We start from the raw sequence: 15526 nt of genomic DNA on the forward strand, positions 1-15526 counted from the left end.
CGCGCTCGAAAAAGGCCTCGCGGGCATCTCGCCGGCGAGGCCTTTTGCGTTTCGAGGTGGGTGGCGGCTGCCGGTCGCCCTGGACACTCTTCCGGTTGTGAACCCGGGCTCCCTACTCCGCCGCCTCATACCCCGCGATGCCCTTGATCTCGAGGAAATCCTCCAGGCCGTATTCGGCATATTCGCGGCCGTTGCCGGACTGCTTGTAGCCGCCAAAGGGCAGGCCGGCGTCCCAGGTCGGGTAGTTGATGTAGACGTTGCCGGAGCGCATGCGGGCAGCCACGTCGCGCGCCTTCTCGATGTCCTTGGCCTGGATGTAGGAGGCCAGGCCATAGACCGTATCGTTGGCCTGCTCGACCGCCTGCTCGACCGTGTCGTAAGGCATGATCGACAGCACTGGGCCGAAGATCTCCTCCCTGGCGATGCGCATGTCATGAGTGACGTTGGCGAAGACGGTCGGGCGGACGTAGTAGCCGCGGTTGAGCTCGGCCGGGCGGCCGGGGCCGCCGGCGACCAGCGTGGCGCCCTCGTCGATGCCGCTCTGGATCAGGTCCTGGATCTTGTCGAACTGGATCTGGCTGACCACCGGGCCGAGCTTCGAGGTGGGCGCGTCGGCCGGGCCACGGTGAATTTCTCCGCCGCCTTCTTGGCGTAACCGGCCGCCTCATCGTGACGGTCGCGCGGCACGAACATGCGGGTCGGCGCGTTGCAGGACTGGCCGCTGTTGCCAAAGCAGCCGGCGACGCCCTTGGTGACGGCTCGCTCCAGATCGACGTCCGGGAACAGGATGTTGGCCGACTTGCCGCCCAGTTCCTGGTGCACGCGCTTGACGGTATCGGCCGCCGCCTTGGCGACGAGGATGCCCGCGCGGGTCGAACCAGTGAAGGACATCATGTCGACATCCGGGTGGCCGGCCAGCGCCTGGCCGACGGTCGGGCCATCGCCGTTGACGAGATTGAACACACCCTTTGGCACGCCGGCCTCGTCGATGATCTCGGCGAAGATGATGGCGTCGAGCGGCGCGACCTCCGACGGCTTCAGCACCATGGTGCAGCCGGCGGCAAGCGCGGGGCCCACCTTGCAGGTGATCTGGTTCAGCGGCCAGTTCCACGGCGTGATCAGGCCGACGACGCCGATCGGCTCCTTGACGATGAGCGACGAACCTTTGACGTGGCGGAACTGGAAGGTCTTCAGCACCTCGGCCATCTTTTCCAGATGCGCCTGGCCGACGCCGACCTGGCTGTCCAGCGCCATCTGGCGCGGCGCGCCCATCTCGCGCGAAACGGCGAGCGCGAGGTCCTTGCTGCGCTTCTTGTAGATTTCGATGACGCGGTTGAGGATGTCGAGCCGCTCCTCGACCGAGGTGAAGCCGAAGCTGCCGAAGGCGCGCTTGGCGGCGGCCACCGCCTTGTCGACATCGGCCTTGGAGCCCAGCGATATCTGCGCGAAAGCGTCCTCGTTCGAGGGATCGATGACATCGAGCGTGTTCGGCACGACCGGATCGACCCAGGCGCCGTCGATATAGAATTGCAGATTGTGGGACATGTTTTCCTCCTCGGCCAGCCGCGGGTGCTCGATTGCAGTGGGTCGTCGTATACCGCCAGAGATAACGATGCCGCAAGCGCCCTGTCAAACGCAAGCGCGGGCGGTTGAGCCAGCCGTCCGTCGAGCCTGACGTGCCGGCTGACGCCCACCGGGACCGATTACAGCAGCGTATGTCCAGCGTCACCCAGCAGCCGGGCCGCCGCGGCTTGATCGGCGGCCTTCACCAGCAGGTGGTCGCCATCGAAGGTGGACACCACGAAGATGCCCAGCCCGTTCTCCGACAGCGGCCGAATGACAGACAGCACGATGCCGGTTTCACCGAAGGCAAAGGGGCCTTCGAATTTGAAGGCGACCCAGTCGCTGTCGTGCCTGACCGAAGCCGGTACGCGCTCCTGCAGGCAGGTTATCGAAAGCTCATCCTCGGTTCTGGTGATGCTGACGAAACCCGGCCCGTCCGCCCAATCGGGAATGCCATGTCCAGCTTCCAGCCTCGAAATCGCGTATAGGCCTGGCAGTTGCTTCAGCCTGATCCTGGCAGCCATGGCCCCGCTCCGATTGCCGGTCATCCCCGATCCTCTTGCTCATATAAACGGTCGAGCCGTTCATGAACGGCTCTTCCCGGTCGACCGAATAGCCCTGCCTCTTATAGAGCGACACATTCGCCTCGAACGCGCCGTTGGTCAGCAGGCGAAGCTGATGGCGCCCGGCCTTGCGCGCCTTGCCCTCTGCCCGCTCCAGTAGCAGCCGGCCGATCCCTTTGCCCTGCGCCTCCGGCGCGACGCAGAGATTCTCGATCCAGAGATGATCGTCGGCGAGGACGGATCCAAGCATCCCGACAATGCGATCCTGCGCAACGGCGAGGTCGAATGGATGCTCGGCGACAGCCTTGTCGTAATCGGCGCGCATCGGCAGCGGCTCGCGGCCGATTACCGGCACCCATTTGGCATAGGCGGCGCGCACGATGTCGCGGATGGCGGCGGCGTCCGCCGCTTCGGCCGTCCGAAATCGGATGGGAAAATCGATGGTCATTGCGAGGCTCCAGATATGAAAACCCCGCCGGCTGAAGTCGCGGGCGGGGCAGGAAACGAACGAACCTTATCTATCGTATCGGGCTTATCGTCGCGCAATCGGCCTGCCGCTCCGCACTCGGCGAAAGCGGCGTCGCTTGGTATTGGCGGGCGCGCGGGAGAACATCGCGGCAAGCTGGAGGAGGAACCGGCAAGCGTCAAGGCTCGGCCGGTGCCGGTTATTGGGCCAACCCGCTCGCCAATCGTTCGCAAAAATCGATCGTTATAACTCGAATAATTCGTTTGAAAGATTAGTCCGGGAATGGCATTCCGGCACCGAGCGCGCCTGGAGAATTCGATTGTCTTTCCTGCCCGCCACCGCGAACAATCTTCCAGATCACCTGAACCCGGCCACCGTCGGGCGCAGGCACTCTGCCCTGACCGCGATCTCGGTCGGCAACATGCCGGGACTGGTGCTGGTGGCGATGATCACCAGCGTCGCCTATTCGGCGCGCGGCTTCTCCGGCCTGTTCAGCCCGATGATCCTCGCTGTCGTCGTCGGCATGATCTTTTCCAACATGCTCGGCGTGCCCGCACACGCCAAGGCCGGCATTGCGTTTTCACAAAAGCGCCTGTTGCGCTTCGCCATCGTGCTGCTCGGCTTCCAGCTCACGCTCGGCCAGGTGGCGGGCATCGGCCTCGGCGGCGTCGGCATCGTCGCGGCCACGCTCTGCGCCACCTTCCTGTTCACCGTCACGCTTGGACGGCTGATCGGCGTCGACCGGAAGCTCGCGCAACTCATCGCCGCCGGCACCTCGATCTGCGGCGCCTCGGCGATCGTCGCCACCAACATCGTCACCGACGCGCGCGATGAGGACGTCACCTATGCGGTCGCCGCCATCACGCTGTTCGGCACCATCGCCATGCTCGGCTTCCCGCTGCTGGCGCCGGTCTTCGGCCTCGACCAGCACGCTTTCGGCCTGTGGGCGGGCGCCTCGATCCACGAGGTGGCGCAGGTGATCGGCGCCGGCTTCCAGAACGGCACTCTCGCCGGCGAGACCGCGACCGTCGCCAAGCTCACTCGCGTCGCCATGCTGGCGCCGATGGTGATCGCGCTCGGCCTGATGGCGCGCCGCGGCAGCTCCGACGCTTCCGGCGCCAAGCCGCCGATGCCCTGGTTCGTCGCGGCCTTCGTCGCGGTGGTGGCGCTGAACAGCCTGGTCGCGATCCCGGCGCAGATCCATTCGGCGACTGCCTTGGCCACGCAGATCATGCTGACCATGGGCCTCGCCGCCATGGGCCTGCAGGCCGATATTTCGGAGCTGCGTTCGCGCGGCCTGCGGCCGCTGATGCTGGCCTTCTCGGCCTTCCTCGTCATTGCGGGCTTCAGCCTGGTGCTGGTGAGGTTCGTCTGACCTACTGGGAATCCCGGCGGAGCGTTCCGATACCGGCCAGGATGAGGTCCACGCCGGCGAGGAATTGCTCGCGGTCGTCGTGCTCGTGAAACCGCGCGGCAGTGCGAAGCAGGAACGGATAGCCGGCGGGGTCCGACCTCGTCCATCGCTCGACGACGGTCGACAGGAATGCTTCCCGATCGGTGCCAGGCGGCAAAGGACGGGCGTTGGCGGCGTTCTGCGCGTTTTGGCCAGCGGCGCCAAGGATGTAGTGGACCAGCGCGGACGCCGCGTCGAACAGCGCTCGGTCCGGAACACCGAGCGCGTCGAGATGACTGCCGATGCTTTCGAATATCCGCCCCACTGCCGGCTGCCACGGCGCCCGCGAAAGCTGGGCGCCCGCCCAGGGATGCGCGTCGATCGCATCGAACAGCCCCAGCGCAACTGCCCGAATCGCCTCCCGTGGTTCCGCTTCTTGAACCGCCTCGCTCATGACACGGTCGATGACCTCCTCGGTCGCCGCGGCGAGCAGTTCGTCCTTGTCCTTGACGTGCCAGTAGATCGCCCCGCTTCCCGTCGCCAGGCGTGCCGCGAGCGCACGGAAAGTCAGCCCGCTCTCGCCGCCTGAATCCAGGATCTCGATCGCGGCCCCGATGATCCGCTCCTTCGAAAGCGCATCGGTGCGCCGCTCAACCCGTCCACTCCTTGCCATGCCGCATCTTGACATGAATGGAACGACGTTCCAAATACTATTTATGGAACATCGTTCCAATCTCTCGTCGAAAAGGATCAGACGATGACTGAGGTAACAATCGTGGGCGCGGGTCTTGGCGGCCTCACCCTGGCGCGCGTGCTTCATATCCACGGCATAGCTGTAACGGTCTATGAAGCGGAGGCTTCGGCATCGGCGTGCACGCAAGGCGGGCAGATCGACATCCACGAGTATAATGGACAGATCGCGCTCGAAGCCGCTGGCCTCACCGAAGCCTTCCACGCCATCATCCACCAAGGCGGCGCGGCTAGCCGCGTGCTCGACCGGCACGGCACGGTGCTGCTTGAGGAAGCGGACGATGGCGGCCGACCCGAAGTGCTGCGCGGCGATCTGCGGCGCATTCTGATAGACTCGCTGCCCGCCGACAGCATCCGCTGGGGAAAGAAGCTTGCCGGCGTCGCCGCTCTGGGTGGCGGCCGGCACGAACTGACCTTCACCGACGGATCGGCTGTCGAAACCGGGCTTCTCGTGGGGGCTGACGGCGCATGGTCGAAGGTGCGGCCGCTACTGTCGGACGCAACGCCACGTTATGTCGGCGCAACGTTCATCGAGACGTATCTATATGATGTTGACGATCGACACCCCGCCGCCGCCGAAGTGGTCGGCTTGGGCACAATGTTTGCGGCTGCCCCGGGAAATGCGATCGCCGCGCATCGAGAAGCGGGAGGCGTCCTCCACACCTATGTTCAATTGAGCCGGCCCGCGGGATGGTTCGCACGCATCGACTTCACCGATGCCGACGCCGCCAGAACCCGGATCGCCGCCGAGTTTGAAGGCTGGGCGCCAGCGCTCACCACGCTGATCACCGACGGCGAAACCGCGCCGGTTCCGCGCATGATCTACACGCTGCCCGATGAACACCGCTGGGGTCGCGTCGCAGGCGTGACACTGCTCGGCGATGCCGCGCACCTCATGCCACCGTCCGGCGAGGGCGCCAACCTGGCAATGTTCGACGGCGCCGAGCTCGGCAAGGCGATTGCCGCGAACCCGTACGACATCGAGAAGGCACTTGCCGACTATGAGAATCCGATGTTTGCCCGCGCCGCCGCCGAAGCCCCGGACGCGCGCCAGGTGCTGGAGCTTTGCCTCGGCGAACGCGCGCCGTTCTCACTGGTGGACTTCTTCAACGACGTCGCGCAGGAAAAGCACGCGTGATCCTGACGGCCCTTCGAACGCTCCAATCGCAGCGAGCCTGTGCCCTCAGTCCTCGAACTCGCACGCCGCTACATAGATAGCGGCCAGTTTCTCGATACCGGCCTGGTCCTCCTTGTCGAAGCGACCCGGCAGCGGGCTGTCGAGGTCGAGCACGCCGAACGCGCCATCGGCGTCGCGCAACAGCACCACCAGCTCGGAGCGCGAATCGGCATCGCACGCGATGTGGCCGGGGAATTCGTTGACGTCCTTGACCAGCATCGACATGTCGAGCTCAATGGCCTTGCCGCAGACGCCCTTGCCGACGGCAATGCGCACGCAGGCCGGCTTGCCCTGGAAAGGCCCGAGCACCAGCTCGTCATCGGAGGCGAGGAAATAGAAGCCGGCCCAGTTGAGGTCGGGCACCATCTGGTAGATCAGCGCCGCCGTGTTGGCGGCATTGGCGACGGAATCGCCCTCGCCTTCCAGCAACGCTTTCAATTGCGCGGCCAACTCCTTATAGAAGGCCGGCTTGTCCTTGGCGTCGATGGCGGTTGCCGCGAACATCGTATTGTCTCTCCGTTGCAAGCCGAGGCTCGGCCTACAGATTGCTGTGCATCAAGATAAGTCCTGAACGGTTTTGACCGGCAGGAACAACCGCAATTCGTTGGACGGCAATGCGGTGAAACCATGATCGAGATAGAGCTTCTTTCTGCGCGCCACCTTGGCTGGGTCGCCGCAATCCAGCACGTCCAGCATGACAACGGCAATTCCGATCTGCTCAGCAACCCTCGCTATGCGCACCAGTGCGTCGAGCAGAAGGTCGCCGCCATATCCATTGCCTGCGAATCGCAGGTCAACACCCATCATGGACAGATAGGCCGCAGGGATGCTCCCATGTCCCGGCCGGGTTCTCGCGTATTTGTGCGGCAGCTCGCTATAATCCACCGAGTGCGAATTGATGGCGTAAAAGCCGATCAGGTCTCCGGCCGGACTGACCATCACGAAGACCCGAAGATTGTCGGCTTTGGATAGCTTGTTGGCGGTCCTTTTGAAGAAATTGTCGACCTGATCTACGCCACAGGAAAAAGCCGTTCGATCGTGCTTTTCAGGATCGAACGGCTCTATGACGTTGGCGACTTCGGGCTGCCGCGTCACTTGGAAATGACGGTTTTGACATAGCGCGCAAACGACGCCCGCAGCCGATCCGTCGGCTGCGGCGGATTTTCGAGGGCCGCAAAGAAGGCAGCATGGTCGACAGGCCGCAGAGCGGTGCGCTCATGAGCCTCAATCGTTTCCATGGCGGCCTTGTATGCGGCATTCATTGTGAAAACCGAGTCGTCGACACCGGCAAGAGCTGCGGCTTGCTGAATGGCTTTCTTGATGCGCGGCTTTGTGCGGAAGTTCATCCGCTCGCTGCTGCGCTCCTCGATCTCTCGAATTTCATCATGGAAAGTTTCCATGTCCTTGCTCCTTCGCCTTATGTACGTCGCATCGGCGTACAGGTCAAGAAAATTGCATAAGAGCAAGCTGCGGCGGTTGCCGCAAACTTCCTGGTCGTTTCTCCGTTGCAAGGGCGCGCACGTGCCCGATACAGTCCGGCCTCTCTGCCACCAAAACCGCCGCCGGGAAACAGCCTGTCGTGACCTCCAGCCATTCCGGAACAGTGACGACCAGGACAATCCGCATCGCCGCCGCGGTGATCCGCGACGAAGGCGGCAGGCTGCTGCTGGTGCGCAAGCGCGGCACAAAAGCCTTCATGCAGGCCGGCGGCAAGATCGAGCCGGGTGAGTTGCCGGCCGCAGCCCTGGCGCGCGAATTGCGCGAGGAACTGGGCATCGTCGTCGATCCGGGCGCTGCCTCGCATCTCGGTTTGTTTTCGGCGCCTGCCGCGAACGAGCCAGATGCCCGTGTCGAGGCCGAGCTGTTCGAGCTTTCCATCACAGACGAGCCGATCCCCGCGGCGGAGATCGACGAGATGATCTGGCTTAACCCGGCGCTGGCGAGCGGCATGGAACTGGCGCCGCTGACCGCCGATATCGTCCTGCCGCGCTACGGCCGCCAACCATGAATTCACGCAACGTGGAAAAACAGGCGGTGGGCGGAGCGCCTCTTACCTTCGCGGTGCTGGTCTTTCCCGGCTTTCCGATGATGGCGTTTTCGTCCGTTATCGAGCCGCTGCGCGCCGTCAACATTCTTGCCAAGCGCGAGTGCTACCACTGGGTGATCGTCGGCGCCGATCCGGGCACGGTCGAAGCCTCCAACGGCGTCGTCATCCAGCCCGGCTTTTCCGCGGCGGACGCGCCGAAGGTCGACCGCATCGTCGTCTGCTCCGGCGGCGATGCCGACCATGTCGTGGCCGATGAAGCGATGAGCTGGATCCGCAAGAGCCTGCGCAGCGGCGCTTATATCGGCGCTGTCGCGGACGCCGCCTTCTTCCTCGCTCGCGCCGGGCTGCTCGACGGCCATGCCTGCACCTTGCACTGGACCAGCCAGCCCGCCTTCACCGAAGCGTTTCCGGATATCGAGCTTCGGCGCGATCTCTTCGTCATCGACCGCAAGCGTTTCACCTCGGCCGGCGGCGTCGGCAGCCTCGACATGATGCTGGAGATCATCACGCGCGACTGTGGCGCCGAGCTCGCGGCGGGTGTCGCTGAATGGTTCGTGCACAGTCCACTGCGCTCCAGCGTCGACCGCAAGCTGATGCCGCTCAGGCTGCGCACCGGGGTGCAGAACGAGCTGGTTCTATCGGCCATCGCCATCATGGAGGACGCGGTGGAGGAGCGGCTCGGCATGGCGGAACTTGCGGAGCGGCTCGGTGTGTCGCCCGACAAGCTCGAGCGCAATTTCCGCGCCGAGCTGGATATCTCGCCTAACGGCTATTACCGGCGGCTCAGGCTGAAGCGGGCGGCCGACCTTTTGGCGCATTCGACACTGATGGTGCGCGATGTGGCGCTGGCCTGCGGCTTTGCTTCGATGTCGAGTTTTGCGAGGGCTTTTCGCGAGGAGCATGGGCACGCGCCGAAGGCGATGCGGAGGCATTAGGGTGCAGTGCGCGCTGGCGCGATGAGACGCTGGCGGGACAGCGCCACCTCTGGCCTGCCGGCCATCTCCCCACTTGGGAGGAGATTGGCAGCCTCGGCGCCGCGCCCTTGTTGCAACTTCGGCAATTGGCGAAGCCCTGCGCGACATCTGATCTCTCCGCTCGTGGGGGAGATGTCCGGCAGGACAGAGGGGGGCGCGAAGGATCGCTACACTGCCCATTGCCCTGCGGCATCCGGCACAACAATCGCGGAATGCCGCACAAGCTCAAAACCCTGGCCGGCTATGGTCTCCGCAACAGGAGACCTTCTGATGAGCATCGTCGTATTCGATCCCGACAGCACCGAGGATGTGGACTTCAAGGAGCGCATGCGCCACCCCGCAGCGGCCGATCCAGCGGGCGGCATGTGGTTGTCGGACACCGAACCGTCCTTCATCGACGCCGACGCACTGCGTAAGGGACGGCTTACCAAGCTGCGCGCATGGATGCGCGAGGCGGGTTATGGCGGCGTCGTTTTGTTCGATCCTTACAACCAGCGCTACGCCACCGGTTCGCGCAACATGTTCGGCTATTTCCTGCGCAATTCGACCCGCTACTTCTTCATTCCGACCGAAGGGCCGATTGTCCTCTTCGAATATCCGCAGAGCTACCATGTCTCGATGGTGCTCGACACGATCGGCGAGGCGCGGCCGTCCAAGCTGGTCTGGTCATCGGTCTCCGGCCGCGACGACGAAACCGCCGGCCCCTTCGCCGACGAGATAACCGAGCTTCTGAAAAAGCATGGCGGCGGCTCGATAAAGCTGGGGCTCGACCGCTGCAGCCACCTGCAGGCGCTGGCGCTGGAAAAGCGCGGCTGCGAGGTGAAGGACTGCCAGGGCGAGATCCTCGCGGTGCGCGCGGTGAAGACGCCAGAGGAAGTGAAGTGCCTGCAAGCATCGATGGCCGGCGCCGAAGCCGCGGTTGCTGCGGTGCGCGAGGCGATCAAGCCCGGCGTTTCCGAAAACGAGCTCTTCGCCATCATGTATCACGAGGTGATCCGTCAGGGCGGCGAGTTCATCGAGACCCGGCTGCTGACCTCCGGGCAGCGCACCAATCCGTGGTTCAACGAAGCGAGCGGCCGCAAGATCAGGCCGGGCGAACTGGTCGCGCTCGATACCGACACGATCGGCTGCTACGGCTACTACTCCGACTTCTCGCGTACCTTTCGCTGCGGCCCGGGCAAGCCGACGCCCTACCAGAAGTCGCTCTACCGCATGGCGCACGACCAGGTGCAGCACAATATCGGCATCGTGAAGCCCGGCATGGCTTTTCGCGAGATTGCCGAGAAGGCGTGGAAAATCCCCGACCGTTTCGTCGACCAGCGCTACACATCGGTCATGCACGGCGTCGGCATGCATGGCGAGACGCCTTTCATCGCCCACTCGATGGACTACGAGACCTATGGCCGCGACGGCATCATCGTGCCGGGCATGGTGGTGAGCGTGGAAAGTTATATCGGCGAGAAAGGCGGCCGCGAGGGCGTCAAGCTCGAGGACGAGATTCTCATCACCGAGACCGGGACCGAGCTGCTCTCGCGGTTTCCTTATGAAGACGAATTTCTTGACAAGTAGCGCCCACATACCGACAGCACATTGCATGAAAACGCCCATTTCCATCCGGCGCGGCACGGTGGCCGCGGTGTTCATCGATCTCCAGGAGGAGCATCGCAAGGACGAGCGCTATCTGGTCGAGGGGTTTGCCGACATCCTCGCCAATGTGCAGCGCCTGCAGGAGGCGGCGCGGCGCAATTTCGTGCCGCTTTACCACTGGGCCTATATCGTCGACCTCGCGGCGGCGCGGCCGTTCCACCCTGTGGACCAAAGCGGCAAGTCGGCCTTTTCCGACAAGGACGATCCGCTGACCGCGATCTGCCATGAAGTGGCCCCGCGGAACGGCGAGGCCATGCTGGTCAAGCAGGAGGCAAGCGCCTTCGGCAGGAACGATTTCGGCGACAAGCTCAAGGCGGCGGGCATCGAATGGCTGGTGATTGCCGGCGTCTGGACCGAGGCCTGCATCGACGCCACGGTGAAGGATGCGGTAGCGCGCGGCTTTCGCGTGCTTTTGGCCAAGGATGCCTGCGGCAGCGCCAGTGCCGCCATGCACCAGACCGGCATCCTCAACCTCGCCAACCGGCTCTATGGCGGCGCCGTCACCAACACGCTCGACGCCTGCCGGCTGATGGCCGGCGACACGGTGAATGTGTGGCAGGTCGAGGGTTCGGTGCCGCTGCGCTTCACCTTCGAGAACGCGGCGCAGCTCTACGCCGAGCTTTGACGGCAGTGGGCGGCGACCCAACCGATTCGGCGAGCCGCGGCAAATATGCCGATCGGCTCGACCCGGAGCTTTGGGAATACATCGACAAGGTCAACAGTTGGTACCCGCCGGAGATCGTTGCGGCATTCATACCCGAGCAGCGCGCCGTCTATGGTCGGATGTGCGTGGCGTTTCACCAAGGTCGTCCGGAGGGCGTGACGGCCAGCGACGGCCTCGTGGCGACGGGCTCGCATCCGATCCCGGTCCGCCGCTATCGCATGGCGGGCAAGCTGGAAGCGGCGATCGTCGTCTATTATCACGGCGGCGGTTTTGTCCTCGGCGATCTCGACAGCCATGACGACATCTGTGCCGAAATCTGCGCCGGCACAGGATTCGAGGTGGTCTCGGCCGACTACCGGCTGGCGCCGGAACATCTGCATCCGGCTTCCTTCAACGACGCGCTGGCGGTGTTCGAATGGGTCGCCGCTACCAGCGCGCTGCCGATCGTGCTTTGCGGCGAAAGCGCCGGCGGCAATCTCGCCGCCGCGGTGGCGCAGGCGGCGCGGCGGCATGTGCGGCGCGCCGTCGGCCAAGTGCTGATCTATCCTGGCCTTGGCGGCGATGAGACCGGGCGCTCCTATGTCGAGCACGCCGAGGCGCCCCTGCTGACGCTCGCCGACATTGAGTTCTACCGCCGCGTCCGGTCCGCGCCCGCGCAGTCACCCGACGACCCAACGTTCTCGCCGCTCAGGGATCGTGACTTTTCCAGACTGCCGCCGACAGTGATCGTCACTGCCGAGTGCGATCCGCTGTCGTCGGACGGAGAGGCCTATCGCGACCGGAGTGTTGCCGCTGGCGGACAAGCGTGGTGGCGCGAGGAGAAGCGGCTGGTGCACAGTTTTCTGCGCGCGCGTTCGACCGTGCCCAGCGCGGCGGAGGCGTTTGGGCGGATTGTTGCGGATATCGGCGCGCTCGGACGGGGCGAGTGGCCGTATTGAACGGCGCTCCCCCTCACCAGCCTCCGCTTCGCTCGGCTGACCTCTCCCCAAGGGGAGAGGAGCCTGTCAGCGCCGGCGCGAACCTCTTCTCCCCTCGGGGAGAAGGTGGCCGCGAAGCGGCCGGATGAGGGGGCGGCGCCGCCTGAGTCAACTTCAGCCTGCGGAACAGCGCACAAGAACTGCGGAAAACCAAACATTTCGCCGCGGAAAGCGGACCTATCATTCCCTCGCAGGCAACGGCGCCCCGGCGGTCGCATCCGCCCCCGCGCCTGGCGATCCCGGGGCGACCGTTGGCTCGTGCAAGTCGTTGCCCCGACAGACCGCCACGCGGGCAACGTGCGCCAACAACAGAGGGAACGACGATGAAATTCATGCTGACCGACAGGAAACTGCACCCGCGCGCGGAGCCCACCGCCGACGATTTCAAGAAGGGCGCGATCAGCCGGCGCGAATATCTGGCGCTGATGGCTGGCTTCGGCGTCAGCGCCGCCGGCGCGATGGCGCTGGGCGGGATCGCCCCCTCGCCTGCCCGCGCCGCCGAGCCGAAAAAGGGCGGCGTGCTGCGCGTCGCGATGAACGTCAAGGGGTTCAAGGATCCGCGCACCTTCGACGGCGTCGAGATGTCGAATGTCGCGCGCCAGTGCAACGAATATCTGGTGCGCTGGAACACCGACTTTTCCTTCGAGCCCTGGCTCTTGGAAAGCTGGGAGACCAGCGATGATGCCAAGACGATCACTCTTCACGTGCGAAAGGGCATCACCTGGTCGAATGGCGACGCGTTCAACGCCGACGATGTGATCCACAATCTCAACCGCTGGTGCGATGCGTCGGTCGCCGGCAATTCGGTCGCCGCGCGCATGGGCGCGCTGGTCAATGCCGACACCAAGAAGCCGGTCGATGGCGGCATCCAGAAGATCGACGACTACACCGTCAAGCTCAACCTGCCCAAGCCCGACATTTCGCTGATCGCCGGCATGGCCGACTATCCGGCGCTGATCATGCACCGCTCCTATGAGGGCGAGGCCGACCCGAAGAAGGCGCTGGCGATCACCACCGGCCCCTGCGAGCTGGTGAGCTGGGATGCCGAGACCGGCGCGGAAGTAAAGCGCAAGGACAAACCCTGGTGGAAGGGCGAGTTCCATCTCGACGGCATCAAATGGGTCGATTACGGCTCCGACCCCAACGCCATGCTGTCGGCCTTCGAATCCGGCGAGATCGACACCGACCACGAAACCGCATCGGACGCCGTCTCGCAAACCGACAAGATGGGCCTGCAGAATTCCGAGATCGCCACCGGCTCGACCATCGTCGCGCGCTTCAATGTCTCCAACGCGCCCTATGACGACGTCAAGCTGCGCCGCGCCGCCCAGCTTGCCGTGGACAATGCGGCCGTGCTGAAGCTCGGCCTCGACGGGCGCGGCAAGCCCGCCGACAACCACCATGTCGGCCCCATGCATCCGGAATTCGCCGATATCGGCCCGGCCAAACGCGACGTCGACCAGGCGAAGAAGCTGATGTCGGAATGGGGCAAGGCCGACCACGAATATGAGCTGATCTCGGTCGACATCGAATGGCAAAAGAGCACCGCGGATGCGATCGCGGCGCAAATCCGCGAGGCGGGCTTCAAGATCAAGCGCACAGTGCTGCCGGCCGCGACCTTCTGGAACGACTGGAGCAAGTTCCCCTATTCCTGCACCGAATGGCTCGGCCGCCCGCTCGGCGTCCAGGTGCTAGCCTTGGCCTATAAATCGGGCGCGGCCTGGAACGAAAGCGCTTATTCGAACAAGGAGTTCGACGAGCTTCTCGACAAGGCGCTTGCGACGCCGGACGCCACGGCACGCAAAGAGATCATGGCCAAGATCGAGACCAATTTGCGCGACAGCGGCATCATCATCCAGCCCTACTGGCGCTCGGTCTACCGCACCTATCGCAAGCACGTGCAAGGCTGCGAACAGCACCAGGCGCTCGAGCAGCATTTCGAAAAGGTGTGGCTGGAGAGCTGAACCTCCGGGGCCGAAACAGCCGGCGTGGCTCGGTTGGGTCGCGCCGGTCGTTTGTCATTTGCCAATCAGCCGCCTTTCGGCACAGATTGCGCGCTCGGTCGGCTTTCACCGGCGCGAAATACGAGAAGCAGCAAGGCATGGATCACTTCGACCTCGGCACCTATCGCCGCCCCATTTCCACCTCCTCGGACGAGACGCAGCGCTGGTTCGATATCGGGCTGAACTGGTGCTACGGCTTCAACCACGAGGAAGGCATCAAATGCTTCGAGAAGGCGCTGGAGCGCGATCCCGGCTGCGCCTTCGTGCATTGGGGCATCGCCTATGCCGCCGGGCCTTTCTACAATCTGACCTGGAAGGAGCCGGACGAGCGTGCAGGCGGACTGTTGCTGTTGTCACTAGGCGGCTGTCGCTCCTCGACGGTGCCGGCCGCTACGAGAAAATCTCCGCCAGTTCGTCGATGCTTGCGCCTTCCTTCGCCTGACGCAGCTCGACGTAGCTCACCGCGGTGGCGATCGAGAGCACCATCGACACCACGGTCTGCACCAGCGCGGCGCCGATCTCGGCGATGAGGCCGCCGAACAGCACGAGAACGAGCAAAATTCCCCACTGGATGATCATCGCGATGATGATGAGAATGAGGAACAGGCCGAACAGCGACCAGCGGCTGCCCTTGGTCAGGGCGCGGCTGCGCGACATCGAGCCGAACACGCCCCGCCGTTCCTGGATCAGGACGGGCACCGACATCGACCAGCCAAGCCACAGAATGATGCCGGGCACGATCAGCAGCATCAGGCCAATGCCCGCGCCGAGAGCGACAAGAATGCCGATCGCCAGCGTCGGCAGCAGAAAGCGGATCGCAATCTGGATGCAGTCGCCGAAGGACGGCCGCTTGCCGTTGAGGTCCTCGATGGTCGCCCGCACCAGCGCCGATTGCAGCAGAAGCGTGCACACAAATGAAATCAGACCGGCGATGATGGTGATGTAGGAATTGCGAAATGCCGCGCTCGGATCAGGCATGGCACCAGGATCCCTTTGCAGAATCGCGTCGATCTGAGGCTGGGTCACCATCCGGATCACCAATGTCGGCAGGCCGGCGAACAGCGCCGCCAGCCCCACGCAAAGCCCGATGTTTCGGCCAATGACGCCGAATGTGTTGCTGAAGACCCTGCCGATCTCGAACCTGCCGGGTTGTCCCAAAGTTGCAGTGGTCATGATAATTTCCCCCGAGTCATCGCCGCATCCAATCGGTGACTTCAAAGTAAATTTGCCAAGATTGCGGGGCTGCGTCCAGTGCACTTGCAATTGTCATGGCGTATTGCCAGTGTCGGCCCTGAACCGCGG

At 64.2% G+C, this 15526-nt stretch carries 16 protein-coding genes and 2 pseudogenes; 10 read left to right on the top strand and 8 right to left on the bottom strand.

From position 1 onward, the window contains the following. Positions 1-112: 112 nt before the first annotated feature. The 3 genes and pseudogenes from EJ072_RS33425 to EJ072_RS33435 form a co-directional block, all read right to left on the bottom strand. Positions 113-1545, bottom strand: a pseudogene (locus EJ072_RS33425) (aldehyde dehydrogenase family protein). 158 nt (positions 1546-1703) lie between these two features. Then, positions 1704-2075, bottom strand: coding sequence for an ACT domain-containing protein (locus EJ072_RS33430; protein ID WP_245467392.1), 372 nt, complete (start codon positions 2073-2075; stop codon positions 1704-1706). Continuing rightward, on the bottom strand, positions 1960-2451 hold the full coding sequence (locus tag EJ072_RS33435) for a GNAT family N-acetyltransferase (RefSeq protein ID WP_348525986.1): 492 nt from the start codon (positions 2449-2451) through the stop codon (positions 1960-1962). Before EJ072_RS33435 ends, EJ072_RS33430 begins: the two co-directional genes overlap by 116 nt. Here EJ072_RS33435 and EJ072_RS37175 point away from each other — a divergent pair. Then, entirely contained in the window at positions 2347-2841 is a 495-nt protein-coding gene (locus EJ072_RS37175) for a hypothetical protein (RefSeq protein WP_245467399.1), read from the top strand. The two genes, EJ072_RS33435 and EJ072_RS37175, sit on opposite strands and share 105 nt — an antisense overlap. A gap of 112 nt (positions 2842-2953) precedes the next feature. Then, positions 2954-3967, top strand: a complete 1014-nt coding sequence (locus EJ072_RS33440) for a YeiH family protein (RefSeq protein ID WP_245467394.1) — start codon at positions 2954-2956, stop codon at positions 3965-3967. Between the two features lies 1 nt (position 3968). On the opposite strand, the gene EJ072_RS33445 is transcribed toward EJ072_RS33440, so the two are convergent. Beyond that, the gene (locus EJ072_RS33445; protein ID WP_348633075.1) at positions 3969-4805 is read right to left on the bottom strand and encodes a TetR family transcriptional regulator; all 837 of its coding nucleotides are present in this window, start codon (positions 4803-4805) and stop codon (positions 3969-3971) included. On the opposite strand from EJ072_RS33445, the gene EJ072_RS33450 reads away from it, so the two are divergent. Further along, on the top strand, positions 4743-5873 hold the full coding sequence (locus tag EJ072_RS33450) for an NAD(P)/FAD-dependent oxidoreductase (protein ID WP_126083060.1): 1131 nt from the start codon (positions 4743-4745) through the stop codon (positions 5871-5873). The two genes, EJ072_RS33445 and EJ072_RS33450, sit on opposite strands and share 63 nt — an antisense overlap. 45 nt (positions 5874-5918) lie before the next feature. Here EJ072_RS33450 and EJ072_RS33455 read toward each other — a convergent pair whose 3' ends face one another. Genes EJ072_RS33455 through EJ072_RS33465 form a run of 3 tightly spaced genes read right to left on the bottom strand, consistent with a single transcriptional unit; the run spans position 5919 to position 7312 of the window. Continuing rightward, a complete protein-coding gene (locus EJ072_RS33455; RefSeq protein ID WP_126083061.1) occupies positions 5919-6416 on the bottom strand; it encodes a GAF domain-containing protein in 498 nt (165 codons plus the stop codon). Positions 6417-6467: 51 nt separating this feature from the next. Next, positions 6468-7007: a GNAT family N-acetyltransferase gene (locus tag EJ072_RS33460; RefSeq protein WP_126083062.1), complete on the bottom strand. Its 540-nt coding sequence runs from the start codon at positions 7005-7007 to the stop codon at positions 6468-6470. Next, the gene (locus EJ072_RS33465) at positions 7004-7312 is read right to left on the bottom strand and encodes a DUF1778 domain-containing protein (RefSeq protein ID WP_126083063.1); all 309 of its coding nucleotides are present in this window, start codon (positions 7310-7312) and stop codon (positions 7004-7006) included. The genes EJ072_RS33460 and EJ072_RS33465 overlap by 4 nt, the downstream gene beginning before the upstream one ends. A 203-nt stretch (positions 7313-7515) precedes the next feature. Here EJ072_RS33465 and EJ072_RS33470 point away from each other — a divergent pair, with 203 nt between their 5' ends. The 7 genes and pseudogenes from EJ072_RS33470 to EJ072_RS37180 all read left to right on the top strand — a co-directional run. Continuing rightward, positions 7516-7920 carry an NUDIX domain-containing protein gene (locus EJ072_RS33470; protein ID WP_210211618.1) on the top strand — a complete coding sequence of 135 codons (405 nt, stop codon included), beginning with the start codon at positions 7516-7518 and terminating at the stop codon, positions 7918-7920. Next, complete coding sequence (locus EJ072_RS33475) at positions 7917-8894, top strand: GlxA family transcriptional regulator (protein WP_126083065.1); 978 nt, start codon at positions 7917-7919, stop codon at positions 8892-8894. The genes EJ072_RS33470 and EJ072_RS33475 overlap by 4 nt, the downstream gene beginning before the upstream one ends. A 309-nt stretch (positions 8895-9203) precedes the next feature. Then, entirely contained in the window at positions 9204-10502 is a 1299-nt protein-coding gene (locus EJ072_RS33480) for a Xaa-Pro peptidase family protein (protein WP_126083066.1), read from the top strand. Positions 10503-10527: 25 nt separating this feature from the next. Beyond that, positions 10528-11205: an isochorismatase family protein gene (locus EJ072_RS33485; RefSeq protein WP_126083067.1), complete on the top strand. Its 678-nt coding sequence runs from the start codon at positions 10528-10530 to the stop codon at positions 11203-11205. A 5-nt stretch (positions 11206-11210) separates the two neighbouring features. Next, positions 11211-12182 (top strand): alpha/beta hydrolase, encoded by a 972-nt coding sequence (locus EJ072_RS33490; protein ID WP_126083068.1) that lies wholly within the window; start codon positions 11211-11213, stop codon positions 12180-12182. 362 nt (positions 12183-12544) lie between these two features. Continuing rightward, positions 12545-14185 (top strand): ABC transporter substrate-binding protein, encoded by a 1641-nt coding sequence (locus EJ072_RS33495; RefSeq protein ID WP_126083069.1) that lies wholly within the window; start codon positions 12545-12547, stop codon positions 14183-14185. A gap of 137 nt (positions 14186-14322) precedes the next feature. Then, positions 14323-14544: pseudogene (locus tag EJ072_RS37180) on the top strand (hypothetical protein); the annotation flags it as partial. A gap of 70 nt (positions 14545-14614) precedes the next feature. Here EJ072_RS37180 and EJ072_RS33505 read toward each other — a convergent pair. Then, positions 14615-15397 carry a hypothetical protein gene (locus tag EJ072_RS33505; protein WP_126083070.1) on the bottom strand — a complete coding sequence of 261 codons (783 nt, stop codon included), beginning with the start codon at positions 15395-15397 and terminating at the stop codon, positions 14615-14617. Between the last annotated feature and the right edge of the window lie 129 nt (positions 15398-15526).

The organism is Mesorhizobium sp. M2A.F.Ca.ET.046.03.2.1 (assembly GCF_003952425.1).
Lineage (GTDB): Bacteria > Pseudomonadota > Alphaproteobacteria > Rhizobiales > Rhizobiaceae > Mesorhizobium.

Bases quoted from the DNA above. Each gene is read 5' to 3' on its own strand.
- EJ072_RS33450 (WP_126083060.1), top strand. From the start codon at position 4,743: ATGACTGAGGTAACAATCGTGGGCGCGGGTCTTGGCGGCCTCACCCTG.
- EJ072_RS33475 (WP_126083065.1), top strand. From the start codon at position 7,917: ATGAATTCACGCAACGTGGAAAAACAGGCGGTGGGCGGAGCGCCTCTT.
- EJ072_RS33445 (WP_348633075.1), bottom strand. From the start codon at position 4,805: ATGAAGCACGCGCGCCAGGGTGAGGCCGCCAAGACCCGCGCCCACGAT.
- EJ072_RS33435 (WP_348525986.1), bottom strand. From the start codon at position 2,451: ATGCGCGCCGATTACGACAAGGCTGTCGCCGAGCATCCATTCGACCTC.
- EJ072_RS33495 (WP_126083069.1), top strand. From the start codon at position 12,545: ATGAAATTCATGCTGACCGACAGGAAACTGCACCCGCGCGCGGAGCCC.
- EJ072_RS37175 (WP_245467399.1), top strand. From the start codon at position 2,347: ATGATCGTCGGCGAGGACGGATCCAAGCATCCCGACAATGCGATCCTG.
- EJ072_RS33465 (WP_126083063.1), bottom strand. From the start codon at position 7,312: ATGGAAACTTTCCATGATGAAATTCGAGAGATCGAGGAGCGCAGCAGC.
- EJ072_RS33505 (WP_126083070.1), bottom strand. From the start codon at position 15,397: ATGACCACTGCAACTTTGGGACAACCCGGCAGGTTCGAGATCGGCAGG.
- EJ072_RS33485 (WP_126083067.1), top strand. From the start codon at position 10,528: ATGAAAACGCCCATTTCCATCCGGCGCGGCACGGTGGCCGCGGTGTTC.
- EJ072_RS33480 (WP_126083066.1), top strand. From the start codon at position 9,204: ATGAGCATCGTCGTATTCGATCCCGACAGCACCGAGGATGTGGACTTC.
- EJ072_RS33455 (WP_126083061.1), bottom strand. From the start codon at position 6,416: ATGTTCGCGGCAACCGCCATCGACGCCAAGGACAAGCCGGCCTTCTAT.